Source organism: Pseudenhygromyxa sp. WMMC2535, from assembly GCF_011083025.2.
In genome coordinates, this window is the sequence record NZ_JABJWV010000001.1 from 7,668,937 (window position 1) to 7,693,403 (window position 24,467).

At 68.5% G+C, this 24,467-nt stretch carries 19 protein-coding genes; 9 read left to right on the plus strand and 10 right to left on the minus strand.

Translation table 11 applies throughout. The features are described 5' to 3' along the window. Positions 1-84: 84 nt before the first annotated feature. Complete coding sequence (locus G6O69_RS29710) at positions 85-1,425, plus strand: aminopeptidase P N-terminal domain-containing protein (RefSeq protein WP_172306850.1); 1,341 nt, start codon at positions 85-87, stop codon at positions 1,423-1,425. A 54-nt stretch (positions 1,426-1,479) separates the two neighbouring features. Here G6O69_RS29710 and G6O69_RS29715 read toward each other — a convergent pair whose 3' ends face one another. Further along, positions 1,480-1,782, minus strand: a complete 303-nt coding sequence (locus G6O69_RS29715) for a (2Fe-2S)-binding protein (RefSeq protein WP_217909940.1) — start codon at positions 1,780-1,782, stop codon at positions 1,480-1,482. A 132-nt stretch (positions 1,783-1,914) separates the two neighbouring features. On the opposite strand from G6O69_RS29715, the gene G6O69_RS39470 reads away from it, so the two are divergent. The 4 genes from G6O69_RS39470 to G6O69_RS29735 all read left to right on the plus strand — a co-directional run bounded on the left by G6O69_RS39470 (position 1,915) and on the right by G6O69_RS29735 (position 4,912). Then, entirely contained in the window at positions 1,915-2,397 is a 483-nt protein-coding gene (locus G6O69_RS39470) for a helix-hairpin-helix domain-containing protein (RefSeq protein ID WP_217909941.1), read from the plus strand. 103 nt (positions 2,398-2,500) lie between these two features. Then, positions 2,501-3,007 (plus strand): hypothetical protein, encoded by a 507-nt coding sequence (locus tag G6O69_RS29725; protein ID WP_172306851.1) that lies wholly within the window; start codon positions 2,501-2,503, stop codon positions 3,005-3,007. An 83-nt stretch (positions 3,008-3,090) separates the two neighbouring features. Continuing rightward, positions 3,091-3,363 carry a hypothetical protein gene (locus G6O69_RS29730; RefSeq protein ID WP_176397159.1) on the plus strand — a complete coding sequence of 91 codons (273 nt, stop codon included), beginning with the start codon at positions 3,091-3,093 and terminating at the stop codon, positions 3,361-3,363. Between the two features lie 142 nt (positions 3,364-3,505). Continuing rightward, positions 3,506-4,912 carry a hypothetical protein gene (locus tag G6O69_RS29735; RefSeq protein ID WP_176397160.1) on the plus strand — a complete coding sequence of 469 codons (1,407 nt, stop codon included), beginning with the start codon at positions 3,506-3,508 and terminating at the stop codon, positions 4,910-4,912. Between the two features lie 171 nt (positions 4,913-5,083). On the opposite strand, the gene G6O69_RS29740 is transcribed toward G6O69_RS29735, so the two are convergent. Together G6O69_RS29740 and G6O69_RS29745 are read right to left on the minus strand one after the other, a co-directional pair. Next, positions 5,084-5,653, minus strand: coding sequence for a GNAT family N-acetyltransferase (locus G6O69_RS29740; RefSeq protein ID WP_172306853.1), 570 nt, complete (start codon positions 5,651-5,653; stop codon positions 5,084-5,086). Positions 5,654-5,927: 274 nt separating this feature from the next. Then, on the minus strand, positions 5,928-6,854 hold the full coding sequence (locus G6O69_RS29745; protein WP_172306854.1) for an AEC family transporter: 927 nt from the start codon (positions 6,852-6,854) through the stop codon (positions 5,928-5,930). 258 nt (positions 6,855-7,112) lie between these two features. Here G6O69_RS29745 and G6O69_RS42425 point away from each other — a divergent pair, with 258 nt between their 5' ends. After that, positions 7,113-7,355: a hypothetical protein gene (locus G6O69_RS42425; RefSeq protein ID WP_346017158.1), complete on the plus strand. Its 243-nt coding sequence runs from the start codon at positions 7,113-7,115 to the stop codon at positions 7,353-7,355. Positions 7,356-7,467: 112 nt separating this feature from the next. Here the strand turns inward: G6O69_RS42425 and G6O69_RS29755 are convergent, their stop codons facing one another. The 5 genes from G6O69_RS29755 to G6O69_RS40715 form a co-directional block, all read right to left on the minus strand. Beyond that, positions 7,468-7,734 carry a hypothetical protein gene (locus G6O69_RS29755; protein WP_172306855.1) on the minus strand — a complete coding sequence of 89 codons (267 nt, stop codon included), beginning with the start codon at positions 7,732-7,734 and terminating at the stop codon, positions 7,468-7,470. 148 nt (positions 7,735-7,882) lie between these two features. Beyond that, positions 7,883-11,929, minus strand: a complete 4,047-nt coding sequence (locus tag G6O69_RS29760) for a DUF6531 domain-containing protein (RefSeq protein WP_176397161.1) — start codon at positions 11,927-11,929, stop codon at positions 7,883-7,885. Continuing rightward, a complete protein-coding gene (locus G6O69_RS29765) occupies positions 11,929-13,206 on the minus strand; it encodes a hypothetical protein (protein ID WP_172306857.1) in 1,278 nt (425 codons plus the stop codon). Before G6O69_RS29765 ends, G6O69_RS29760 begins: the two co-directional genes overlap by 1 nt. Before the next feature lie 7 nt (positions 13,207-13,213). After that, on the minus strand, positions 13,214-15,541 hold the full coding sequence (gene tssI, locus G6O69_RS29770) for a type VI secretion system tip protein TssI/VgrG (RefSeq protein WP_176397162.1): 2,328 nt from the start codon (positions 15,539-15,541) through the stop codon (positions 13,214-13,216). Positions 15,542-15,905: 364 nt separating this feature from the next. Beyond that, positions 15,906-16,031 (minus strand): hypothetical protein, encoded by a 126-nt coding sequence (locus tag G6O69_RS40715; protein ID WP_255215908.1) that lies wholly within the window; start codon positions 16,029-16,031, stop codon positions 15,906-15,908. A gap of 104 nt (positions 16,032-16,135) precedes the next feature. Between G6O69_RS40715 and G6O69_RS29780 the strand changes: the two genes are divergently transcribed. After that, positions 16,136-17,314 carry a hypothetical protein gene (locus G6O69_RS29780; protein ID WP_172306859.1) on the plus strand — a complete coding sequence of 393 codons (1,179 nt, stop codon included), beginning with the start codon at positions 16,136-16,138 and terminating at the stop codon, positions 17,312-17,314. Further along, the gene (locus tag G6O69_RS29785; protein WP_172306860.1) at positions 17,311-18,852 is read left to right on the plus strand and encodes a hypothetical protein; all 1,542 of its coding nucleotides are present in this window, start codon (positions 17,311-17,313) and stop codon (positions 18,850-18,852) included. The genes G6O69_RS29780 and G6O69_RS29785 overlap by 4 nt, the downstream gene beginning before the upstream one ends. A gap of 31 nt (positions 18,853-18,883) precedes the next feature. On the opposite strand, the gene recG is transcribed toward G6O69_RS29785, so the two are convergent. After that, entirely contained in the window at positions 18,884-21,691 is a 2,808-nt protein-coding gene (gene recG, locus G6O69_RS29790) for an ATP-dependent DNA helicase RecG (RefSeq protein WP_172306861.1), read from the minus strand. A gap of 6 nt (positions 21,692-21,697) precedes the next feature. After that, positions 21,698-22,399: an FHA domain-containing protein gene (locus G6O69_RS29795; RefSeq protein WP_172306862.1), complete on the minus strand. Its 702-nt coding sequence runs from the start codon at positions 22,397-22,399 to the stop codon at positions 21,698-21,700. Between the two features lie 319 nt (positions 22,400-22,718). Here G6O69_RS29795 and G6O69_RS29800 point away from each other — a divergent pair, with 319 nt between their 5' ends. Beyond that, positions 22,719-24,449 carry a hypothetical protein gene (locus G6O69_RS29800; protein WP_172306863.1) on the plus strand — a complete coding sequence of 577 codons (1,731 nt, stop codon included), beginning with the start codon at positions 22,719-22,721 and terminating at the stop codon, positions 24,447-24,449. Positions 24,450-24,467 lie beyond the last annotated feature (18 nt).

A 24,467-nucleotide genomic window follows, 5' to 3' on the forward strand; every position in this document is an offset into this window, starting at 1 on the left:
CGTAGCTTCCGCGCGAACGTGCCTGCGCGCCCTCGCCTCACGCACGCCCTCCCCTCTCCCCTGATCACGTCGCATACTCGGGCCATGCCGCGACGCCCCAGCCCCGACCTCGAGACCTACTCCGCGCGACGGTCTCGCCTCGCCGACAGCCTGCGCGATGAGAACGCGGTATTGGTGCTCTACGGCGGAGAGCTGCGCACGCGCTCGAACGACACGGAATTTCGCTTTCGACCGGACTCCGACTTTCACTATATGACGGGCCTCGAGGAGCCCGGTGCGCTCGCCTTGCTGCTGCCCGGCGCCCAGCCCGGTGAGCCGCCGCGCTTCGTGGCCTTCGTGCGCCCCCGCGACCCCGCGGCCGAGGTCTGGAGCGGTCGCCGCGTTGGGCCGCAGGGGGCCATCGAGCAGTTCGGGGCCGACGAGGCCTACGCCATCGACGAGCTCGCGACCCGGCTCCCCGAGCTCATCGACGGCTACGACACCGTCTACCTGCCGATCGGCCGCTGGCCTGCCCTCGACACCGCCCTCGCCACCGCCATCCACAGCCTGCGCCGCCGCAACCGCGAGGGCTGCTCCCCGCCCCGGCGCCTGGGCGAGGTCGGCGACTTGATCGGCGAGGACCGTCTGCACAAGGACGCCGCCGCCCTCGCCAGCTTGCGCCGCGCCATCGAGCTCAGCGCCGCCGCCCACATCGCGGCCATGCGCGCCACCCGAGCGGGGATGTGGGAGTACGAGATCGAGGCGCTGATCGAGTACGAATTCCGTCGCCAGGGCAGCTCTGGACCCGGCTACGGCTCGATCGTCGGGACCGGCGACAACGCGACGATCCTCCACTACGTCGACAACCGTGACCAGCTGCGCGAGGGCGAGGTCTTGCTCGTCGACGCCGGCGCCGAGTGGGACTACTTCTCCGGCGACATCACCCGCAGCTGGCCGGTCTCGGGCCGCTTCAGCGCGGAGCAGCGCGCCGTCTACGAGGTCGTGCTCGCCGCCAACGTCGCCGGGATCGCGGCCGCCGAGGTCGGCGGATCCATCGACGCGATCCACGAGACTTGTCTAAAAGTGCTGTGCGAGGGCATCGCCGAGCTCGGGCTGATCGACGCCAAGCCCGACGCGATCCTCGAGCAGCGGCTCTACCGGCGCTTCTACATGCACCGCACCAGCCACTGGCTCGGCGTCGACGTCCACGACGTCGGGCGCTACACCCTCGGCGGCGATCCGCGGCCCTTCGCCCCCGGCCAGGTGCTGACCGTCGAGCCCGGGCTCTACATCTCGGCGAGCGACGAGAGCGTGGCCGAGGGCTTCCGGGGGATCGGCGTGCGCATCGAGGACGACGTGTTGATCACCGCGGCTGGCCCGGAGGTGCTCAGCGCCAAGGCACCCAAGGCCGCCGACGAGGTCGAGGCCCTGGTCCGCGGCGGCTGAGCCCCGCGCCGACTGAGCCCCGCGCCGACTGAGCCCCGCGGCGGCTGAGCTCGCTCAGGAGTTCTCGGCTCGCTTGTGGCTACCGGCCGGCGCCTGCTTGCGGCGCTGGCCGTCGTCCACGGCGTCGAAGAGGCTCAGCTGGCGCAGGGACTTGGGCGCGCGGCTGCTGGCGAGGTCACGCTTGGCCTGCTCGCGCAGGAGCTCGCGGATCGAGTCGTGGCAACTCGAGCAGCCAGTCCCCGCCTCGCAAAGGCCGCCCACGGACTCGACCGAGACCGCGCCGCCGCGGATCGCCGCGAGCACCTCGGACTCGCGGACCGCGAGGCAGTGGCAGACCAGAGGATCATCCTCGAGCACCCCCCGTGTGTAGCACTGAACCCGACGCTTCGGCTCCCCCCTGCAATTCGGGGCGCCGCCGGCCGATAGACTGGCATGGAGTCCCCTTCCCCACCTCCCCCTTCATCTCGTTTCGGCACCCTCCGCCTCCCCATGGCCACGGCTCTAGCCCTCGTCTTCGCGTCGTTTTGGGCTCTGGGCGACTACAGCGGGCCGCCCACGCTCGGCGCGCCCCTCGACTGCGCGCGCCCCCAGCTCGTCGACGGGCAGCTGCGCTGTGGCGAGGAGCTGCTCGACGCCTGTCCGAGCGATCCCACGCGTCCCCTCGGGCCTGGAGACGCCACGGATGGCAACACCGGCAGCTGCGGGCGCATGGATCCCGGCTCGCTCGCGGCCCTCGACCAGGTCGTGGACGTCAACGCGGCGTCGGCCGAGGAGCTCACCAGCTTGCCGGGGATCGGCCCCAAACGCGCGGCGGCCATCATCGCGGCGCGACCCTTTGCCCGCGTCGACGAGCTGACCCGGGTGCGAGGCGTCGGCCCAAAAACCCTGGCTCGCGTGCGTGCCCGCGCACGCGTTGGCGTGCCCGCAGATCCCGCGCCCGCTCTTCCACCGCTTCATTCGAGGACCGAGTGAAGACGCTACCATGGAGAACTTTCGTGCTTCGCTCCGGCTATCCAATACCGGGCTCTGGATTCATCATATTTTATGATAACAACATTGCCCGCACCTGACACTCATGTCATCCCCAATACAGGCTGAAACCATTCATGCGGCGCGCGCCTCCCTGCTCTCCCTTGGCCTGACCCTCGCCGCGACGGCCTGCGTCCACGTGCTGATGCTCGCCGAGCTCGGCTCGATCATCCGCCTCGATCACACTCAGGGCACGGTCGAGCTCGTCGCCACGGTCCCGGAGCAGTGGGCGGACGTCACCCTCGCCCTCGACTCGAACTACTGGCAGTGGCTGACCCTCGATCACGAGCAGCAGCGCCTGTTCCTGACCGCCAGGACCACCCAGGGCCTCGTCGCCACCGTGCGCATCGATCTCGACACCCTCGAGCAGACCCTGCTCTACGACGGCGCGGCGATCGAAGGTCACGAGCTCGACTGTGTCGACGACGTCGCCTTCGACTCGCTGCGCAATCAAATCCTCTATCACAACCTCGGCTCGTCCGTGAACTGCGAGGCTGGCTACTACGCCGTCGACGTCGCAACCAGCGAGGGTGAGCTGCTCTTCTTGCCTTGATGTCCGGCGCAGCCTCGCGCCTCAGCTTGCTCATCAGCACCCGAGTGTAGATCGCCTCGAAGCCGAGCACGTGGTAGCCCGCCTTGGACAGGCCCTGGTCCGGGGCGGGCCCGGCCAGGGCCGGCAGCTCGATGGCCACCGCCGCGCCCTGCTCGGCGAAGCGCCGCTCGACCCCGGGCAGCGCGGACAGGCGGGCTGCTGGCGAGGTCGAGCTTGGCCTGCTCGCGCAGGAGCTCGCGGATCGAGTCGTGGCAACTCGAGCAGCCAGTCCCTGGCTCGCGTGCGTGCCCACGCGCATCGGAGTGCCAGCAGATCCCGCGCCGGCGCCTCCACCTCCACACTCGAGCTGCGAGTGAAGGCGCTACCGAGCGCTGGCATGTAGTGCTTTCGATCTTCGACTCGGCGCGCCAACGCCGGCACTCACATTCATCATATTTCAAATAACAATATTGCCCGCCCATGACATTCATGTCATTCCCAATACAGGCGGAAAGATTCATGCGGCGCGTCACCCTGCTCACAACCCCCTCCCTGCTCACCCTTGGACTGACCCTCGCCGCGACGGCTTGCGTCCCTGGTCCAGACGAGCCCGTGGCATCCGAGAGCGGATCCGACGAGGCCGTCGACGAGAGCGGGTCGACCAGCGATGACACCGAGGACAGCGATGAAAGCTCGTCGAGCACCAGCGAAGGCTCGGGCGAGAGCGAGTCCTCGACAGCCAGCGAAGACTCGGGCGAGAGCGAGTCCTCGACCGCCAGCGAAGACTCGGGCGAGAGCGAGTCCTCGACCGCCAGCGAAGACTCGAGCGAGAGCGGCGAAGGCGAGTCCTCGAGCACCAGCGAAGACTCGAGCGAGAGCAGCGAGTCCGGCGAGGGCGAGTCCGGCGAGAGCGAGTCCGGCGGCGAGGAGGACGGCTTCGCGCCAATGGACGGCTTCGATCCCCTGCATGACCGCTGGATCCGCACGAACGACCAATCGACGACGCTGCTCAGCGTCGACATCATCGCCGGCGAAGAGGTCGACATCATCGACGCCTGGCCGTGGTCCTCCGAGGGAGCCGAGTCCTACGTCTCGAGCTATGCCCTCACCCCCTCGCTGGACACCGCCCTGCTGTTCACCAGCCACAGCTGGTGGAACGACGATCAACCTTGTGTCTACGAGGATTACCTCTCGCTCGACCTCGACGACGGCCTGACAGAGCTGCTCGTGCCGATTGAAGAGAGCTGCTGCGACGACTGTGGCAGCGCCACAGAGTACAACTCGCCCTTCGTCGACGCCGCCAACACGAGCTTGCGGGTCAACTACTTGAACTGCGGCGGAGACTATTGCACCTACCGAGCCAAGGGCATGGATCCGACCACCCTCGAGGTCAACAGCAACTACTTCATGTACGACGACGAGTGCGAGGAGTTTTGCGAGTACGACGAGGGCGACCTGCTGTGGACCGCCGAGATCCGCGACCAGGTGATGGATCCAACCAGCGACGACCACGTGCTGATGCTCGCCGAGCTCGGCTCGATCATCCGCCTCGATCACACTCAGGGCACGGTCGAGCTCGTCGCCACGGTCCCGGAGCAGTGGGCGGACGTCACCTTCGTGTTCAACTACAACCCCTGGCAGTGGCTGTCCCTCGATCACGAGCAGCAGCGCCTATTCCTGACCTCCAGGACCACGCAGGGCCTCGTCGCCACCGTTCGCATCGACCTCGACACCCTCGAGCAGACCCTGCTCTACGACGGATCCGCGATCGAAGGCCACGATTTGAATTGTGTCGACGACGTGGCTTTCGACTCGCTGCGCAATCAAATCCTCTATCACAACCGCGGCGTGGGCGCGAACTGCGAGGCTGGCTACTACGCCGTCGACGTCGCGACCAGCGAGGGCGAGCTGCTCTTCTTGCCCTGATGCCTCCAGGCTAGTGTGCGCGGCAGAGGACTTGAAGGGTCCCAGGCGCCGGACCGCCGGTTGCTGACGAGGCGCGAGGAGGGAGTTTGTCGGGCACAAATGACTGACGAGCAACGAAGTCAGCGGCCGGTGCTCCAAGCCTGGGGCCCTTCAAGTCCTCTGCCGCGCACACTAGTGTGCCAAGCCGGGGGACTTGGTCATCAGCACCCGGGTGTAGATCGGCTCGAAGCCCTGCCGCATCACGTTTTGCTGCGACTTCGATCCGGGCTGCGTGGTCACGCACGCGAGCTCGGCCCCGCGCTGATCCGCGAGCTGCAAGCGGCGCTCGATCAGCGCCGTCTGCAGGCCGCGCCCGCGGTGCGCGGGCAAGGTGGTGGCGCCGTTGAAGAAGGCCACGCCGTCGACGAGCGACAGGCATCCGACGGCAGCGGCCACGCCATCGTCCAGCCCGATCATCCGGATCGCGGTCGTGGCCATGACCCGAAGACTCGCCCGCAGCGCCTCCTTGGGGAAGCTCTCGGCGGGCCTGGTCCCCTGCTGGTCGGGCTGCGCGAAGCCCTCGACGAAGATGTCGACCCACAGCTCGAGCTCCTCGATGGGGCTCTCGCGGATGCACAGGCCGTCCGCCAGGGCGCGCGGCTCGATCGCGCAGCCCCGCGCCAGCACGCCCTCGAAGCCGAGCACGTGATAGCCCGCCTTGGACAGGCCCTGGGCCAGGGCGGGCTCGGCCAGGGTCGGCACTCGATGGTCACCGCCGCGCCCTGCTCGGCGAAGCGCCGCTCGACCTCGGGCAGCGCGGACAGGTCGAGGTCGACGCCGAGGACCTTGGTCATGGGGGACTCTCGCCCGGCGAAGATCGCCCTGCCGCCCTCCCCGACCGCGAGCGAGAACCCGCCGGCGCGCTCGGCCATCTCGGCGAGGTCTTTGGCGCCTGCCTGCTCGATGCGTGCGCAAAGCTCGATGGACCCAAACATGGGCCTGGGTCTACCACGAGACGGGTCTGGCGCCACGCGGCTCAGAGCAGGCGAGACACCAGGCTCCACAGCGGCAGCATCACCAGGGCGAGCAGTGAGGACAGCACGACCGCCCCCGCGACCCGCTCGGACTCCACGCCCGCGTCGTGGGCCATGGAGAAGGTGGTGATGCCCAGGGGCATGCACGCCAAGAGCACGTGGAGCCGCCCGAGCTCGGGATCGAGCAGGCCCAGGCGCTGGGCGGCGAAGGCCAGCCCGAGCATCAGCAGCGGCGTGAGCACCATGCGGGCGCCGACCAGGCCGAGGACCGCACGGCCCACGCCCAGCACCCGCTCGCGCTCGGTGTAGACGTGCAGCCCGAGCAAGAAGAGCGCCACCGCCGACGCGCTCCCGGCGAAGGGCGCCAGCGCGGCGCCAGCCAGGTCGCGGGCGGCGGACGGGCTGTTGCGCGCGAGCAGGCCGACGATCGGCGCCCAAAACAGGGGCATCCGAGCGACACGCCGAGCCACCGCCGGCAGCCCGCCCTCGGCACCGCTGGCGTGGGCCAAGATCGCCGGACCCACCGTGACCGCCCCCGTGACGTGGACCGCGACCGCGAGCGCGGCCGGGCCCTCGACCGAGTCGCCCATGACCGCCGCGATGAAGGGCAAGCCGACGTAGGCCACGTTGCCAAAGGAGATGCCCAGGCCGACCGCCGGCCGCCGGATCCCCCGCGCGATCGCCAGCGAGAGCACCAGGCAGATCGGCCACAGCAGCCAAAACGCGGGCTGCGCGGGGATCCCCGCCGAAGGCAGGAGCAGACCGCGGGTGACCAGCGCGGGGAAGGCGATGTAGAGCGCGTAGCGGTTGAGCACCGAGACGGCGGCCCGCGGGTCGAAAAAGAGCCCCAGGCGACCGGTCAGCGCCCCCGCGAGCGCAGGCACGACGAGCCCGAGCAGGCGCGCGAGGTGGTCACTGGAGAGGCTCAAGCCCGACCGTCCTTCTCGTATCCGCTCATCGTGCGCGCTGGCGGCCGTCCCTGGCAGCTCATTGGCACTGGAGGCTATCCCAAGGCCCAGGGGCTGTCGACCCGACCGGGCGCCGTCGACCCGACAGACGAGCCACGATGCGACCGGAGTACACGAGACGATGGTCGCTCGCTACCGCACGAAACCAGGCGCCAAGCCCGAGCTTCTTCGTGAGGGCATCGCCGCCCTCGCCCTCTGCCTCCGCTTCACCTCGCCCACATCCAAACGGCCGTCGAGGCTGCCTGCGCCGGCTTCAGGACCGGCTACATCGATCTTCTGTATCAGCACCGCGTCGATCCCAACGTGCCGATCGAAGACGTGGCGGGCGCCATCGGAGCGCTGATCGCCGAGGCAAGGCCCGCGCCCTCTCGACGCAGGAGCGCGCTGAGGTCACCGAACTCGGTCCCGCCCTCTACGACTCTAAATTCTCGGGGGCTTGCTGTCTCACCCTTGTTGGCATAGAGGGAGCGGAGCAATGAAGTGTTCGGTGCCGATGGTCGGGATGACTCACTGGTAAGTAAGCTCAGCAGTCGTGAGCTGCCCGCCAGAACTTTGGGCACTGCGCTCGAAGCGGCTAGCTATTCCACTGCTGATGACCTGAGGCCTCAATGGGCTGGCCTACTACCCATGCCTGCATCAGCTCCGCAGCAAAAAACAGTGAACTCGGCGAAGGCACAATACTTAAAACCAACATTGTTGCACTGCTCTGTTCAGAGCTCCACTCTTGAGTCCACCAGGTGACGTACCCGTGCTTGGCGAGTTTCTCTTCTTGGATAATTTTGAGAGCCCGACATAGCGCAGGGTTAATGGCACTGAGGATGCCATCGCCATCCATCATCATGGATCCATCGTCAAATCGGGTATTCAGCCACGGAGCAACCCAGTGGTCTGTGTCTTCTAGGTCACTCCAGAACTCCGACCACCATTGAGCTGCGGCCAAATAGCCCGGACGGCCGTCTAGTAGACGGTTGAGTGGCTCCAGGCTATGGCTAACCCGGGACAAACGCATCTCCGGTTATGATCTCGATGTCAATACGAATATCCGTCGGCCCCTTGGCCTTGAAAGTCTTTGACACGGGAGCAGAGACACCTCCATTTTCACCTGCTTTGGTGATCCACTTTTGAGCTTTTTCTATCAACTCTTTGCGGGCCTTGAATTCCGGCTTGGTGAGTTGCGACTTGAGCGAGTCGAGCATGTCGAGGCCCTCTGAGACGGTAGGAGGGGTGTCTTTCGTCCAAGGCACCGATTTTTCTGTACCACCACCCTGTGCTTGGATTCGTCCGCGGCACGTGGCCAGGCCGAGTGGGTCGGCCTCGGACAGAGGATCTCCCACATATGCGAACGAATTCAACCCCCCGGCGAGCCGGATCGGATCGACGCACAGATACTGCCCCGCCCCAGGCTCGAAGTACCGGTAACGGTTGTAGAACAGCCCCGTCTCCCGGTCCTCGTACTGCCCCGCAAACCGGTGCGGGCAGTCCGCCGCGTCACCGAGGATGACCCGCAGTTCCCCCCACGCCGAGATCTCGGCCTGCCAAACGCGCCGGCCGTGCTCGTCGAGCATCAGCGTGGGCGTCCCGATGTGATCGCAGACGATCGTGTAAGCTCGCCCACCAACGAGCTTGGCCGCAGGCGCGAGGGTATCTGGGTCGCTCACCCACGTGATGAGGCCTGGCGGTGGCCCACGTGCACGTGGAGCTTCGCGCTCCGCGTCGTCGAGGGCCAGGGTCTGCGAGCCCAACGGCAGGTCGGTAGGCTCGCTGACTTCAACCTCGTCCCACTCGTGGAACATGACGTCGCCATCCCACAGCCACCGAGTCGTACGACCCCGAAAGCTCTTTGACACCCGGCGACCGAGGGCATCGTAGGTGAATTCGACGAGCTCCCCGTCGGGCCGTTCGATCGCCACGAGACGGCCGGCGGCATTCCAGCTGTAGCGCCATTCGCTACCATCACAATCGCGACGAACCACACGACGGCCGTCGGCATCATACTCGTAGTGGATTCGTCCAGACTCGGCGTCGGCCCACAGGAGGCGACCGTCGGGTCCGTAGCCGCGATCATCCCGCTCGAGGCTGCGATAGATGTTGCCGAGCGCATCAGCGACCCGCAGGTCCGCGCTGTCTTGATGATGGACGGCCCTGAGTTGGCCGAGCACGTCATGCTCGTATTCGGTGCCGAGACCTGTCAGCGCATCGACGACGCGCGCAAGCCGGACATCAAAGCCCCAGCCATAGCGAAGGTCGCGGACGAGGCCGCTGCTCGCTTCGACGTGGTGCTGGGCTGGTCGCCCGAGGCCATCGTAGGTCCAGCGCTCGCGCGCCTCCCCGGGAGCCGCGCGCTCGAGCATCGCGCCACCCGCGTCGCGGCGCACGTCCGAGCGCCAGGTCGAGTTGCGCCCGTCGTCGAGCGCGAGTTTCGACCAACGCCCCATCGGGTCGCGCTCGATCTCGAGCTCGACGCCGAAGCTCGAACGCAGCGCCACGCGTTCACCCGCGAGGTCGTAGCGAGACTCGATCCAGTGTTCGTCTTGCCACTCGCGCGTGATTCGCCCGATGGCGTCGCGCTCGAAGGTCACCGCGCAGGTCTCGTTGCTGACCCGGGTCAAGAGGCCGTCGGCGCGATATTCGTAGCGCTCAAAGCCTCCATCAGCGTAGGCAACCTCGCTCAGCCTGCCGTTCGGGTTCCACGCGTAGGTGGTCACCGTGCCACCAGGCAGGCGCAGCTGCCGGACCCTCCCGGCTGCATCGCGGACGAGCTCGCGCCGGTCGCCGGCCCAACCGATCTCAGCCACGACCTCACCCCGGGCATCACGCTCGAATCGATAGCGGTCGCCGTGGGCGTTGATCAGCTCGGTGAGGCGCTCTTCGCTGTCATAGTCGAAGCGGGTCTCGACGCCGGCCTCGCGCCGCAGCCGAAGCTGCTCGAGGCCGGCCCACGCCAGCTCGATGACGCGATCGGGGAGCTCGATACGCAGGGGCCGCCCCTCGCCGTCGAGGCGTGTACGTCGCAGGGTTCCGTCTGCCTCACCCCGCTCGATGACCCGGCCGAGACGATCCCGGACGAGGGTCAGGACGGCGCCGGTCGCGGTCGTGAAGCTGCGCGCACGCCCGAGCCGATCGTAGGACCAGCGCAGCGAGCCCCCATCGGCGAGGTGCAGAGCCACGAGATTGTGAGCGGCGTCGTACTCGAATCCAGTGGTGGCTCCCACGCCGTCGGCGATCGCCTCGAGCAAGGGGCCGCGCCAGCGCAGATGGACTGTCGCGCCGTCGGGGCTCCTGCGCGCGACTGCACGACCATACTCATCGCGTGTCCACTGCCAGGATCCACCGTTCGGATCGACGAGCTCGACGAGTCGGTCGGAGTCATCGTAGCCGAGCGTGATCTGACTACCATCCGACCCAACTTGCTCGACGAGGTTGCCGCGCGAGTCGTGGGTAAAGCTCGTGCTTGCGCCGAGCGGATCGGTCCGGCGGGTTAATCGGCCCCACTCATCGTGTTCGAAGCTGGTCCGATGACCGAGCGGATCAGTTGTTGCTTTGACGAGGACACCGTCGTGCTGGTGGATCGTGCGATGCCCCTCGCCGTCGGTCTCGATCGTACGCCCTTCGGCGACCTCATACTCGAGGGTGCGAACAAAGATGTCTTCGTCCCCCCAGGTCCGGACGCAGCGAGCTGCACCGGCGATGGTCTCGTACTCAAAGTGAAAGCTCAGGCCGTTGCGGTCGGTCTCGCGCACGAGCAGGTGGTCTCGGTAGACAAAGCGCGCGCGTGCGCCACAAGCATCCGTCGTCGCAACGAGATCACCATGCGCGTCATACTCGTAGGTAACGAGGGGCATGCGTGCGGAAGGATGGTCGGGATCGGGCCCGACGATCGCAACGATCCGTCCCTCGGCATCAGACTGGACTTCGAACATACGACCGGCACTGTCGGTCACACTACGTAGACGGCCGCCTGTCCAAGCGAGCTGAAGGTGGGCGCCGAACTCGTCGTGTATCTCGGTTGGGCGCAATTGGCCATCATGAGCGCTCAAGCTAGCGAATCGCAACCTGACCCGCGATGGTGTGCGCAGGATGTAGCCATGTTCATCACGGATCAGCGTCATCCGCTCGCCAAGGTCGAAGGCCTGCTCGCCCAGCTCCAAGGTCGGAAACACCGCCGCGCGTCCGTCGTCGAGGCGCACGGCGATGCAGCGGCGCTCCCAATCGACGGCGAGCGCGTAGTCGTAGCTGTGGTGCCAGCCATGCCCGAGCGGGCCCTCGTAGCTCGAGCAGCTCATCCACACCCGCGACCAGCGAAAGGGCAGCGCGCCGGGGATCTCGAAGTCGTCGAACTCGGTGAACATCTTGCCCGTCGCCACATCGACGGGGTGCCCCGTAGCCGTGCAGATCGAGCGATGAATGCGATTTTGGACGTTGGGCGGGACACCGAGATCGTCCATGACCTTCGACGCCGCGCGGTGGATCCGATCGGAGATCGCCTTCATGCGCTTGCTCGACTTTTGCAGCTTGCGTAGCTTCTTGAAGGCCTTGCCCAGCGCCGCCATGCCCACGCGCATACCCAGCGCCATCAAGGAGATCGTCGGCGGCCCGCCGACGGTGACGCCGATGGGGATCGAGAGCACCACCGTCGTCGGCAGCACGAGCGACTTGGGCGGCGCTCCCTTGGGCCGCGGCGGCGCCGGCATGCCGATGCAGTGGCAGCTCAGCGCGGGCAGGCCGAGGTAGCTAAACGCGTCGGCGTCGACCGAGACCGTCGCCGACCCCATGAACATCTCCGACTCGTTGGCCGGCGGCTTGATGAAGGTTCCTCCGATCGGAAAGTGGGGGATAGCGATCCCTGCCGTGCCTGCTTGCGCCCGCTTGAGACCGGCGACAGTGACCGTCGCGCCCAGGATCGGCACGTAGTCGAAGGGGTCGAGCACCATGCCGATGTGCGGATGTGGAATCGGGATCGGCGGACAGGTGATCGGCGGCTGGATCATGTGGATGTCGATCCCCAACAGGGGATCGAGGTGCTTGGCCGCGGGCATCATGGCGACACCTCCCCGCTGCCGAGCGCCCGCCAGCTCGGTCCGATCCAGGCCTCGAGCCTGGTCCGCAACTCGGGCCAGGGGGGCTGGGCGTGGACGCGGCTAGCGAGGCGCTCGGCCGCGACGCCCAGCCACGCGAGCGTCGACGAACGACGGGTCTCCTCGTCCATGCCTTCCGCGACACCAAAGCCCGCGCTCGCGGCGAGCCAGGCTTGCTCGGGCTTGCCGTCGAACTCGAGACAGTGGGCCTGCATGCGCAGCGCGTCGAGTTGCGAACGGGAATCTTCACTCGCTTCAGCGAGCTGCGCGGCCTCGGCGTAGAGCTGAGCGCCCTGTGGCAGCGCCCCAGCAGCGATCGCAGCGGCGCCCATGCCAAACTGAGCCTGCAACGCCAGCGCCGGGGCTTGCTCATCGGGCAGCTCCAGAGCCTGTTCGCGCGCACGGTGGAACAGCTCGATCGCGCGCTCATGTTCTTGCGTCTGCAAGTGTCCACTGCCGAGGGCGAGGTCGACCGCGACTGTGAGCGGCCCCCAGCCTTGCGCGCGGGCGATGGCTTGCGCCTCGGCGCCTGCATGCACCGCAGCGTCGAGCTGGCTCCGACCGATCGCCGCGAACATCTGGGCGTAACAGCGGCGATAGTCTGCGTCTGGGCCCTGACGACAGCTATGATCGGCCAGCTCGACGCCAACGTCGAGCATCGCCAGATCGGCGAGCTCCGAGCGCAGCTGCTCGGGGCGCGCATTGGCGAGATGATCGAGGGGCGCGGTTGTCGGGGACCCCAGCTCGTCGATCACGATCCCGCGCACGCTCGGGGGCATGCGGTCGACACACAGCCCAAGCCAGCTCGCCCACTCCTCGGGGTCGAGGACCTCCGTCGGCGTGAACACCAAGACGAGCAGCTCGAGGGCCTCACCCGCGACATCGGCGAGCGCATCGGCGAGCCCGAGTAGATCAGCGAGGGCATGCCCCGTCGTCGGTGGCGCAATGAAGCCCTCCCCGATCTGCTCGAGGCTGTCCTCGATCTGCGCGCTCAGCTGGTCGTAGAGCGCCTGCGTGTAGGTGCGCGCGTCGTGGTAGGGCGCGTCGAGGCGGACGAAGATGACGGGTAGCTGCCCGCTGTCTTCCTCATCTTCGACGCGGAAGAACAGCTCGATCATGCGCCATTCGTTGTCGACGACTTGCCAGCGCAGCAGCTTCGCGGCGGGCGCGGCCGCGAAGTCGTCCCAGTCCTCATAGAGTCGATCGAGGCGCTGTTCGATGGGGTTGGGCTCTGCCATGTGGACCTCAGTTGAGCGCCACGGTCGCGCCCATGACTGCGTTCTTGGCCATCGCGGTCGAGTTGACGTTGGTGCCGGACAGGTCCGCGTCGCTGGCGAGCTCGAGCTTGCCGACAGAGCCTTCGCAGGTGCACTTCGCCCCCGCCAGCACGGCGTCGGCGGTGAGCTCGACCATGCCGCCGCTGCTCGACTGCACTGTCGAGGTCGCGCCGGTGATGGTCGCGTTGGCCGTGTACTCCGCGCTCGCGCCAGTCGAGGCCGAGATCTTCGCGTTGCCATCGAGCTTGGCCGAGCTCCCGGCGTTCGAGGACATCAGCGCGTTGGCGTCGAGCACGAGCTTCGCGCCGCCGCCAGCGGTCAAGGTGATCTTGCCGGGGACCATCTCGAGCACGCTGCCGCCGCAGGTCAGCTTGATGTGGGTTGGCGCCTGCAGCTCGATGGTGTTGGACGCATCGGCCTTCCAGTCGCCGGTGATGTCGAGCTTCGATCCTTTGACGCCGCCCTCGCTCTTCGAGCCCTTGATCGTCAAGCTCTGGCTACCGATCACCGTCACGACCCGGTTCTTCTCCACGGTCATCGTTTGGTTCCCCGTGATGGTCTCGGTCTGGTCCTGCTTGACGGTGTTGGTCTGGTTGCCGGTGACCGTGGTGCTCTGGTCAGCGCCGACGGTGATCGTCTGGTTGGCCTCGACGTCGGTGGTGTGATCGTTGAGCACGGTCTCGTTGAAGTCCTTTTGCGCGTGGAGAAACACCTCCTCGCTGCCTTTGGCGTCTTCAAAGCGCAACTCGTTGAAGCCACCTCCGCCCGGTGAGCTGTCCGACTTGATCGTGCTCTTGGTCTTCTCATCAGGCAGGGCGTAGGGTGGCGTCTGCTCGCCGTTGTAGACGCAGCCGATCACCAGCGGACGATCGGGGTTGCCGTCGAGGAACTCGACGACGACCTCCATACCCACGCGCGGGATGAACAAGCTGCCCCAGCCCGACCCGGCCCAGCTGTGCGCGACGCGGACCCAGCACGAGGCGGTCTCGTCCTCGGGCGCGAGCCGGTCCCAGTGAAAGCGGACCTTGACGCGCCCGTGCGGGTCGGTGTGGATGTCCTCGCTGGGGTCGTCCGCGGGCCCCATGACCGTGGCGGTCTGGGCCCCGTGAACCCGCGGACGGGGCGTGAAGGTCGAGGGGACGAAGCGCTGCTCGACGGGGATGCACTCGAAGTGATTGGCGTAGCGGGGGCCCCCGTCCGCGGCCCCGCCGATCTCTTCGTCCGGGGCGTTGCCTTCGTGGAAGACCCGGGTGACCAGGAAGGTCTGCCCGCTGAGCTCATCGCGCCGATGGCTGGCGAGGGTGAAGCGACGCCCTGCGCCGAGGCCCATGACGTTGGAGGAGCCGACGGCGGTCCGAGTGTCGCGCTGGGCGAGCTCGAGGCGGTGCTCGGCGAGCAGCTCGCGCTGGGGCACGGAGGTCCCGTCGAAGCTCTCCGCGCGGGGGTCTCCGACGGGGTCATCGACGATCTGCCGGCGCTCGTCGAACAGGTAGAGCTCGCGCGTGCGCCCGAGTGAATCGGCGCCGCCCTGCTCACCCTCGTCGAGAGCACTGGGGGCCTTGAAGTTGTAGGCCCGCGTCGCGACCTTGGTCTGCCGCTGGCTGAGGGTCAGCTCCAGACCCTGAAGAGACTCCGTCCCGGCCTCGTCGACGCGGTCGGTGATGATCGGAATCTCGCCACCGACCAAGATCGGCGTATCGACATAGGCTTCGTTGTTGTCGACGAGGATCAGCTTCTCGCAGCCCTTGTCCTCGTCAGCCTCGAAGTAGTAGGCGATGCCCTCCTCTTCCAGCAGGCGCGCGCAAAAGTCGAAGTCCGACTCGCGAAACTGGACGCAGTAGTCCCGAGCCTCATAGGTCTGGCTGAGCCCGCTCGCTACGTCGATCTCGCGCTCGTACTCGGCGAGGGCCTCGCCGAGCACCGCCTCGACGATCTCTGGCACGGTCTGGCCCTGGAACACCCGCGTGTCGACGCGCTGGTCGAGCAACTGGAGGGCAGGGACGAGGTAGACCCGCACGAAGTGATGGACGCCGTCGCCGCCAAGCTCCTCGAGCCGATGGATGATGCCGAAGGCCGCGTGGACCAGGCCCATGCGCTCCATGACCAGCTCCGCCCCGCCGCCGAGTAGGTCCTGGACGGGGATGAGCTCGCCATCGGTGATGAGATCGACGACGAGTTCGTAGGGCTGTGACAGCTCCTCGCGCCACTCGACTCGGCGCACATGCCACAACACGGGAGCATCCCCGGCGAGAAAGAATGAGTAATTGACGTGGTCGAGGCGAGCCAGGTCCAACATGCGTTGTTCCCCCCCTCCCTTTGTCGTCGATGAAGTCGAAGTGTTCGGTAGCCATCCGCCGTGAACTGAAACCTGGAAAATGTTGTCAGCGAGCATCGCGTGGAATACCGGGGAGTTGGTGTACTGTCCCCCACAGCGCCGAGCCCACTTGCTCACGAGGTCGTGACCGAGAACCTCCGTCGCCTGACCGAGCCAAGGGGATCCCGTTGACGGTTGTTGCCGACAGGGCTGGCATCGATCGACGCGAGCTGTTTGCATGATGGCCGGCGAGTACGACGCCGACCTCGACTGGCTCAACAAGCTCGCCAATGTTCTCGGGGTCGATGTCACCGAACTGTTCGCCGACCCCAAGCGCGAGTGATGGTCAGCGGCTGGCCGTGGCGTAGATGTAGAGGTTTCCGAGCATGGCGTACGCGAGCCGTTGCTCGGTCTCGGGCAGGCCGCGGATCATCGCGGCGAGATCGTCATCGTGGTCGAAGTCCTCGACCATCCATCAGGTCCAGGAGTGGCTCGGCCACAGCTCCATCGTGGTCACGATGCGCTACGCCCATCTCGCCCACGGGATCGGCGACGACCTGCTAGGCTATCCCCTGAATGAGCGCCCCCTCGCAGCGCGCACGCCGAGCCGCGACCACTGTCGCGCTGGCGTTGCTACCCACGCTAGCCCCAGCCAGCGCCCACGCCGGCAACACCGAGCACCCGCGCACGCCCGTGCTGTGGCCCGAGGCCCCCTGCATTCAGACCGTCGACCGCAGCGTCGATCCAACCCTGAGCTTCACCTACGAGATCCCCGCCGAGGACACCAGCTTGTCCGTCGACGAGCTCGAGGACTGCCGCACGCACCAGTTCATCGCGCTGTGCCGCCAGTACGTCGCCGGCTCAGCGCCTCCCAGCTACATCTCCGTCGCGGACCTCCAGCGCAGCGTGGACGCGGGCTTCGAGGCGGCCGAGCGCCTCGACGACCCCGAGGCGACCCTCGAGACCAGCGTCGCGTGGGCGGGCTGCTGGCAGCGCGTGACCGCCGATGATGCCCGGCGGGCGATCAGCTTCGAGGCCGCCGCCGAGCCCGTCGACTGGGACACCAGCTCCATCCCCGCGGGGACCTGGATGCTCGCCGGCTACACCTGGGAGCCGCCCTACAACCTGTGGCGCCGCGCCCCCTGGGTGGTCCGCGTGCTCGACTCCAGCGAAGACCTGCCCACGCAGACCGCCGCGACCTTGGGCGAGACCCCCCAGGTGCTGTGGTCGGACGAGACCCTGAGCCTGCCGGTCTGCGTTCACGGCCCGCAAAACGCCGTGTTGAGCCTCCAGTGGCGGACCTCCAAGGGCGAGGTCGAGTGGACAGAGGCCCACAGCGCGAGCTTGGAGAGCGAGGGGGAGCAGCTCCTCGAGCTCGAGTTTGCGGCGCCGGCCCCGAGTTGGGGGCTGACCGTGCAGCTGCGCGCCGTCGTCACCCACCCGAACGAGGATCCCGAGCTGGACTACGAGGCTCACGCCCTGAGCGCCGTCGTCACCATCGCCAGCGAGGGCGAGGACGAGGACGAGGGTGACGAGGGCACGACGGAGGACGACGCGGGCGAGGGCGAAGACGAAAGCGAGACAGAGGACGGGGCCGGGGCAGCCGACTCTGGTCAGGGCGAGGATGCGGGCGGTCGTTGCTCCTTGGACCCCGCGCGTGGCAGGCTGGTCGACGATCTGCTGCTCTTCTTGCTCTTCGCTGCGCTCTGCCTGCGCGCCCGCCCTCGTCGCCCCTCACCGCCCCTCCTGTCATGACCCCCTCCCCTCGCTGGCTCACCATCTTGCTCTGCGCCGCCCTCTCGGGCTGTCTCGACGACGTCGGCCTCGACGACGACGACACGACAAACCCCGATGACGACGAGGGCGAGACCGACGTCGGCGGGGTCGATGGGCTCGAGGCCACGCTCACCCACGACTTCGGCACGATCACCTTGGCGCCCTTCGAGGAGATCGAAAACTGCGTGCAGTGGACCTTGGACAACGACGCCCCGCTCTACGTCCAGGAGGTCACGCTCAGCAACTTCGGCTACTTCCACCACTCCAACTGGTTCGTGGTCCCCGAGGACCTCTACCCCGGAGAGGACGGCTTCTTCGACTGCTCGAGCCGCGGCTTCACCGAGCTCGCGGCGGCCGGGGCCGGCACCGTGCTCTTCGCCCAGTCGACCCAGTCCTTCGAGGAGCACCAGCGCACGGTCGACGGCGCCGTCATCAAGATCCCCGCGCGGCACAAGGTCGTCGCCGGCACGCACCTGCTCAACGTCGGCCCCGGCGAGGTCGAGAGCCAGCTGTTCATGAGCCTCTCGCTCATCCACCCCAAGCTGGTCGAGCTCGTGCTCACCCCCTTTCGCCTGAGCTACCTCGATCTCGACATCCCGGCCAACGCCGAGAGCCGGTTCACGGGGCAGTGTGACGGCTTTGGCGCCCGCTACGAGGCGGCTACCGGCGGGCCGATGGACATGGTCCTGCACTACGTGCTGCCCCACTACCACTACCTGGGCAACTACTTCTCGCTCGAGTTCATCGGCGAGGGCTTCGACGGGCCGGTCTACGAGCACGACGGCTTCAACGGCGGCGCCAACGGGCTGACCTTCGATCCTCCCCTGGACCTCTCGACCGTCGACGGCCTGCGCTACACCTGCGGCTACGACAACTGGCGCGACGTCAACGTCGGCTGGGGCGTGGGCGACCAGGAGATGTGCGTGATGCTCGGCCTGGCCGAGTCCTCGGTGATGATGGACATCACCGTGACCGGCGGCACCCAGGCCGTGGGCCAGAGCGAGGACGGCGTGCTCGAGTTCGAGGCGCCCTGCGGCATGCTGGTCATCGCCAAGAACCCCGCCCAGGGCATGCCCAGCTACACCGAGCTGTCCGGCGACCTCTATGTCCCGTCCAGCGGCGATCCAGAGATCCCGCCGGTGCCCGAGTGCGTCGACCACGATCCCAGCGTCGCGCCCACCCTCGAGCCCAGCTTGTCCAACGTCGCCGGCGTGGTCTTCCAGCAAAGCTGCACCTTCAACGCCTGCCACGGGTCCTCGGCCCAGGCCGCGGGCCTCGACCTCCAGGCGCCCGACCTCCACGCCGAGCTCTTCGACCACGAGATCATCGGCAACGTCGGCGCGACTCTGGTCGAGCCTGGCGATCCCGAGAGCTCCTGGCTCTACCGGATCCTGGCCGACTGCGAGCCCCAGGGCGGATCCGGCAGCCACATGCCCCTCAACGCGCCGGTGCTCCTCGACGACACCAGCATCGCCCTGGTCCGCGAGTGGATCGCCGCAGGCGCGCTCGACGACTGATCGACGACTGATCCCAAACCGCTGAGACGACTCAGCCCGACTCGCCGGCCCACAGCTGCGCGTCGCCGGTGCGCAGCTCGAGCTCGAGGCGCAGCTGCGGATGGCGGCGCAGCTGCGGGTCATCCTCGACGATCGCCAGGGCCGCCTCGCGGGCGGCGACCAGCATCTTCATGCCCTCGCCCGAGAAGCTCGCAAAGCGCAGCCTGGGCACGCCCGACTGGCGGGTGCCAAACAGCTCCCCGGGCCCGCGCAGCTCGAGGTCGCGCTCGGCGACCACGAAGCCGTCGCCGCTCTCGGCGAGCACCGACAGCCGCGCGCCGGCGTCGGAGTTGGCCTCGCTCGCCGTGTGCAGCATGCAGCTCGAGCGCCCCGCCGAGCGCCCGACTCGACCGCGCAGCTGATGCAGCTGCGCCAGGCCGAAGCGCTCGGCGTGCTCGATGAGGATCGCCCGGGCGTCGGGGACGTCGACGCCGACCTCGATCACCGTGGTCGCAACCAGGATCTGGAGCTCGCCCGCGCGAAAGCGGGTCATGATCTCGTCCTTCTCGCGGCTGACCATGCGCCCGTGGACCACGCCCACGGCGTGCTTGGGCAGGAGCTTGCGCATCGCCGCCGCGGTCGCCTCGACGTCCGAGGCGTCGACGGCCTCGCTGGCCTCGACCAGGGGGCAGACCACGTAGGCCTTGTCGCCAGCGAGCACCCGCTCGACCAGGGCCCGGCGGGCGCGGACCAAGGAGCGCGCGCCCGCGTACACCTGGGTGTCCGGCGCGACCCGGCCGGGCGGGAGCTCGTCGATCACCGAGACGTCGAGCTCGCCGAAGGCCGTGAGCGCGAGGCTGCGGGGGATCGGCGTGGCGGTCATCACCAGCAGGTGCGGCGCGGCCCCCTTCTCGCGCAGGGCCCCGCGCTGCTCGACGCCAAAGCGGTGCTGCTCGTCGACGACGACCAGGGCGAGGTTGGCGAACTCGACGTCCGCGACGAGCAGCGCGTGGGTGCCCACGAGCAGGTCGATCTCGCCGGCGGCGAGCAGCGCCAGCAAGCTGGTGCGCTGGGCCCTGGGCGTCGAGCCGGTGAGCAGGCCGATGCGCAGGCCCGCGGCCTCGCACCACGGCTCCATGCTGCGCAGGTGCTGCTCGGCCAGGATCTCCGTGGGCGCCATGATCGCCGCCTGGGCGCCCGCGTCGATCACCGCCAGGGCCGCGGCGAAGGCCACCGCGGTCTTGCCCGAGCCCACGTCTCCTTGCAGCAGGCGCAGCATCGGCTTGGGCCGGCCGAGGTCGCCCTCGATCTCGGCGATCACCCGCCACTGGGCCGCGGTCGGCTCCCAGGGGAGGCAGGCCCGCAGGCGCTCGCGGTCGAAGCTGCCCTCGACCAGCGGCGGCAGGGCGCAGGGCTCGGCGCGGTAGAGCCCGCGCTGGCGCAGCAGGGCGAGCTGAAGGAAGAAGAATTCGTCGAAGGCCAGGCGGCGGTGGCCGGGGCTCTCGCGGCGCTGGAGGGCGCGCAGCGCCTCGTCGGAGATGGCCTCGTCGGGCTCGTGGAGCTGGCCGAGGGCGTCGAGGACCCCGATCAGCTGGTGGCGGCGGACGAGCGCGGGCGGCAGCGGATCCGCGAGCTCGCCGGCCTCCTGCAGGCGCTCGAGGGCCGCACGGCACAGGCGCACCAAGGTCCGCTGGCCCACGCCCTCGACCTGCGGGTAGCGCAGGCCGATGCCCAGGCCGAGCTCGGGATCGAGGATCTCCGGGTGGACCATGCTGAGCTTGCCGCGGAAGTGCTTGACCACCCCCGCGAGCAGCACCGTGTCGCCCGTGCTCACGCGCTGACCGAGGCCGCCCACCGGGTGAAACCACCGCGCCTCGAGGCCGATCCGCGCGCCGTTCTCCTGGATCTGCTCGATGCGCATCGTCGCCGAGTAGCGGCCGCCGTACCAACCCGAGCGGAAGCTGCGAACGACCCCGTCGACGACCGCGCTCTCGCCCTCGACGATCTCCTGTAGCGCCACCGTGTGACGGCGGTCCTCGTAGCCGAGGGGGAGCAAGAAGGCGAGATCTTCGATGGTCTCGATGCCCCGCGCGGCGAGCTTCTCCGCCGTGCGCTTGCCGACCCCGGACAAGGTCGTGACACTGGCCAGGCGCCGCAGCGCCGAGGCTCGTAGACGCTCGAGCAGCTCGGCGTCGAGGCCCGCCGTGGGATCTGGGCCGCGCTCGGCTGCGCCCTTCTTCTTGGCTGCGCTCTTCTTCTTGGCTGCGCTCTTCTTCTTGGCTGCACCCTTCTTCTTGCTCGCGCTCTTTTTCTTGGCCGCGCTGGGGGCCGCATCGCTCCCCTCGCTCCCCTCGCTCCCCGCGGCCGCCTTGGTCTTCCTCTTGGCCGCGGCCGTCTTGGTCTTCTTCTTGGCCGGCGCCTCGCTCGTCGCCTCCGAGCCCGCGCCTTCGCCTTCCCCCTCCCCCGCGGTGCCCAGGAGATCATCCAAGCTCCCGCCCTCGAGGGCCTCGCGGGTCTTCGCCGCCTGCCCCAGGCGTCGGCCAAGATCTGCCTTGACCACGCGCCCACGCCCCGCCTGTCCGCCCTGGGCGTCGCTGCGCTGCGCGGCCAGGCCCATGCCCAGGCGCAGGCCGTGGGCGACCACGCGGCTGCGATCTTGGCGACCGCGCTCTTCGAAGCGCTCGAGCCCGCCCCGAAAGTGGCGCAGCTCGGCCTCGTGATCGCCGGCGCCCTGCTCGAGCAGGGCGTCCGTCGCGGCCCGCATGCGCGGCCCGAGGCTGTCCTCGAGCACCCCAGCGAAGCCGTCGGCCGCGGCTTCGCGCAGGCACGCGCGAAGCTCCTCGAGGGCGTCGGTGGCCAAGGGCGACTAGTAAGGGGGGTTGTAGGAGAAGCGCAGCTCGTGGTCGCAGAGGTAGTAGACGTTGCCCTCTTCGACCGGGTGATTGTCGACGCGCTGGCCCGCGAACTCGACCCCGTTGGTGCTCCCGAGGTCCTTGATCAGGTACTCGCCGTTGCGCCGGACCACGGCGCAGTGCCGCCGGGAGATGTTCGCGTCCTTGATCGGCAGGTCGGAGAACTTGCTCCCGCGACCGATCACGAACTCGTCCTTGTCGACCGTGTACCAGTTGCCCTCGAAGAACAGATAGAGCGGGCGGTTCTGGCCCGCGGGTGCAGGTGCGGGTGCGGGCGCAGGAGGAGGCGGAGAGCTCGCGGCGCCGTGGGGAGCCGAGGGTGCCCGTCCACCGGGCGGCGGCAGGCGACCACCACCTCCCGGGCGCGGGAGACCGGGCGAGCGCGTCGCTCCACCCGAGGGCAGCGGCGGACCGCCGGCCGGGCGCGAAGGCGGCGGGCCCTTGGGCGGAGGTGGGCCCTTGGGCGCCGGGCCAGGCGCCGGGGTCTTCGCCTCCTGTGAGGGCGAGGAGGACGCAGCCGACTTCTTGCGGGTGAACAGCTGAATGAGCGCTGCTTGAACGATCTCGTCAGTCGTGACACCGCGGCGTTTGGCGAGCGCTTCCACGCGCTTCCAGATGTCGTCTCGGCACTCGAATTCGTGGACGGTCTTGTTCATGCTGTCCTTTGGCCTGCCGACGCAGACCCAACCCGGCGGCCGAGGTCGGCGGACCGAGCGGCCCCGATCCTAGGGCGAGCACCGCCGGGGGGTCAAACCCCAACTAGGGGGAAAAGTCCACGCACCCCCCCTCCCGGCGCGCCACGCCGGGCTTCGGCCTGCGGAGGATCTCTCGAGGCCCTGGGCGCCACCGCAACGCCACCTCGGCGCCGTGTCGAAGTGGCGCCCTCGCTCCACCGATGGACCCAGACCGACGACGAGGGCACGCTCTTTGCGCATACGCACGTGCATGGGCCAGCAAAGCGTTATGCTCCCGCCCGTGCCCCATCCCCGGAGGCCGGCGGGCGCCAAGGCTCCGCGATGCTCCCTCGTGCCGGCGCTGGCCTTGGGTGCGACGATCTGGACGATCCCTGCGCTCGCCGAGGCGAGCCCGGGGGTCGCCAATCGCCTGTCTGGCGCCCACGCCCAGGGACCCGCGACCGCGTCGGTCACCGGCATCTATCACAACCCCGCGATGCTCGGCGCGCTGCCGGGGCTCAACTTTCAGACCACCTTGCGGACAGGCGTGGATCACCTGTCCGTGCGCCGCTTCGCCATCGACAGCGACGGCGCCCCCACCGACAGCCTCGGCGAGCGCATCGATCTCGCCAACCCGGCCTTCGACTACTTCATCGGCGCGAGCTTCTTGCTCGATCCGATCGCGATCGGAGCGGCCGTCCACACCTTCGACGGCCGCTACCGCTACGCGAGCGACTCGGCGCTGAGCTACCACCTCGCGCCCGAGGACGACATCGGCTGCACCTTCGACAGCTCGCGGATCTGCCCCCAGGTCCGCCAAGGCGGCGCCCTCGAGCTGCGCACGGACTTCGATCTCTCCTTGGCCTGGAACGCCCTCGATTTCATGAGCGTCGGGGCCACGCTCCACTTCCCGCGCCAGCGCACCTACCTCGCCCGCGACATCGACTCCGCCCTGACCTCGAGCGACGAGGGCTGCGATGCCAGCGTCGACGGCGTCGAGAACCCCGACTGCGCCGAGCGCCTGAGCTTCCGCGGCAGCACCAAGCTGCGCTGGTTCGGCCTGCGAGACTCGCCCTCGAGCCGCCTCGACTTCGCGCTGACCGTGGGCGTCGCGTTTGCGATCCGCGACCGCCTGACCGTGGGCATCCGCTACCGCACGCAGCCGCTGCTCGAGGGCGGGACGATCACCCTCAACGGCGAGGCCGTGGTCTGCTCCGACGACACCGAGGACGACTCGCTGCCGACCTGCGAGAGCGCCTCGGCGATCGCGGCGACCTTGACCGAGACCCTGCCCCGGGAGCTCGCCGTGGGCATCGCGGGCGGGATCGGCAACTGGCAGCTCGACGCCAACCTCTACTGGATCGACCGCTGCCCCGGCAGCGAGAAAGGCGGCGGCTGTGATGACCGCGACGGGCGTCAGCTCGAGCTCGTCGGCCTCGACCAGAGCGCCTCGACCCTGTCCGAGACGACGATCTATCGCGGCCTGCGCGACGTCTACGGCGCGGAGCTGTGGGCCCGCTATCGCCTCGACGATCTCGTCGGCGCGAACCTGCCCTACTACAAGGTCCTGTGCAGCGGGCCGACCATCGATCCGACCACGGGCAAGCGCATGCGCTGCGTCCCGCGGGTCGATCTCCTGCTCGGCGCGGGCTTCAACTCGCCGGCCGTCGACCCCGACTCGCTGACCGCCGCGAGCAGCGACGGCTGGACGGTGCTCGCCAGCATCGGCACGAGCTTCAACCTCCCGGGGCGCTCGGGCACCTGGTCGCTGGTCCCCGCCTACGGCCTCGATCTCTCGCTCCCGACCCGGGTCGGCCCCGGCGGCAGGACGCCGGCCTACGACCCCACGGACGCGGTGGCCTTCGAGGCCAGCGGCGGCGACATCAACCACGCCTCGGCCGAGGCCGTGCTCGCCGGCCGGGCCCAGCCGACCAACGCGGCGCTCTACGTGGGGGCCGTGCACACGATCATCTTCTCGGTCCGCTGGTCCGAGCGTGGGATCGGCGCACGCGAGCTCCCGGCCCGCCGCTGAGCCGGCCACTCGCACCCC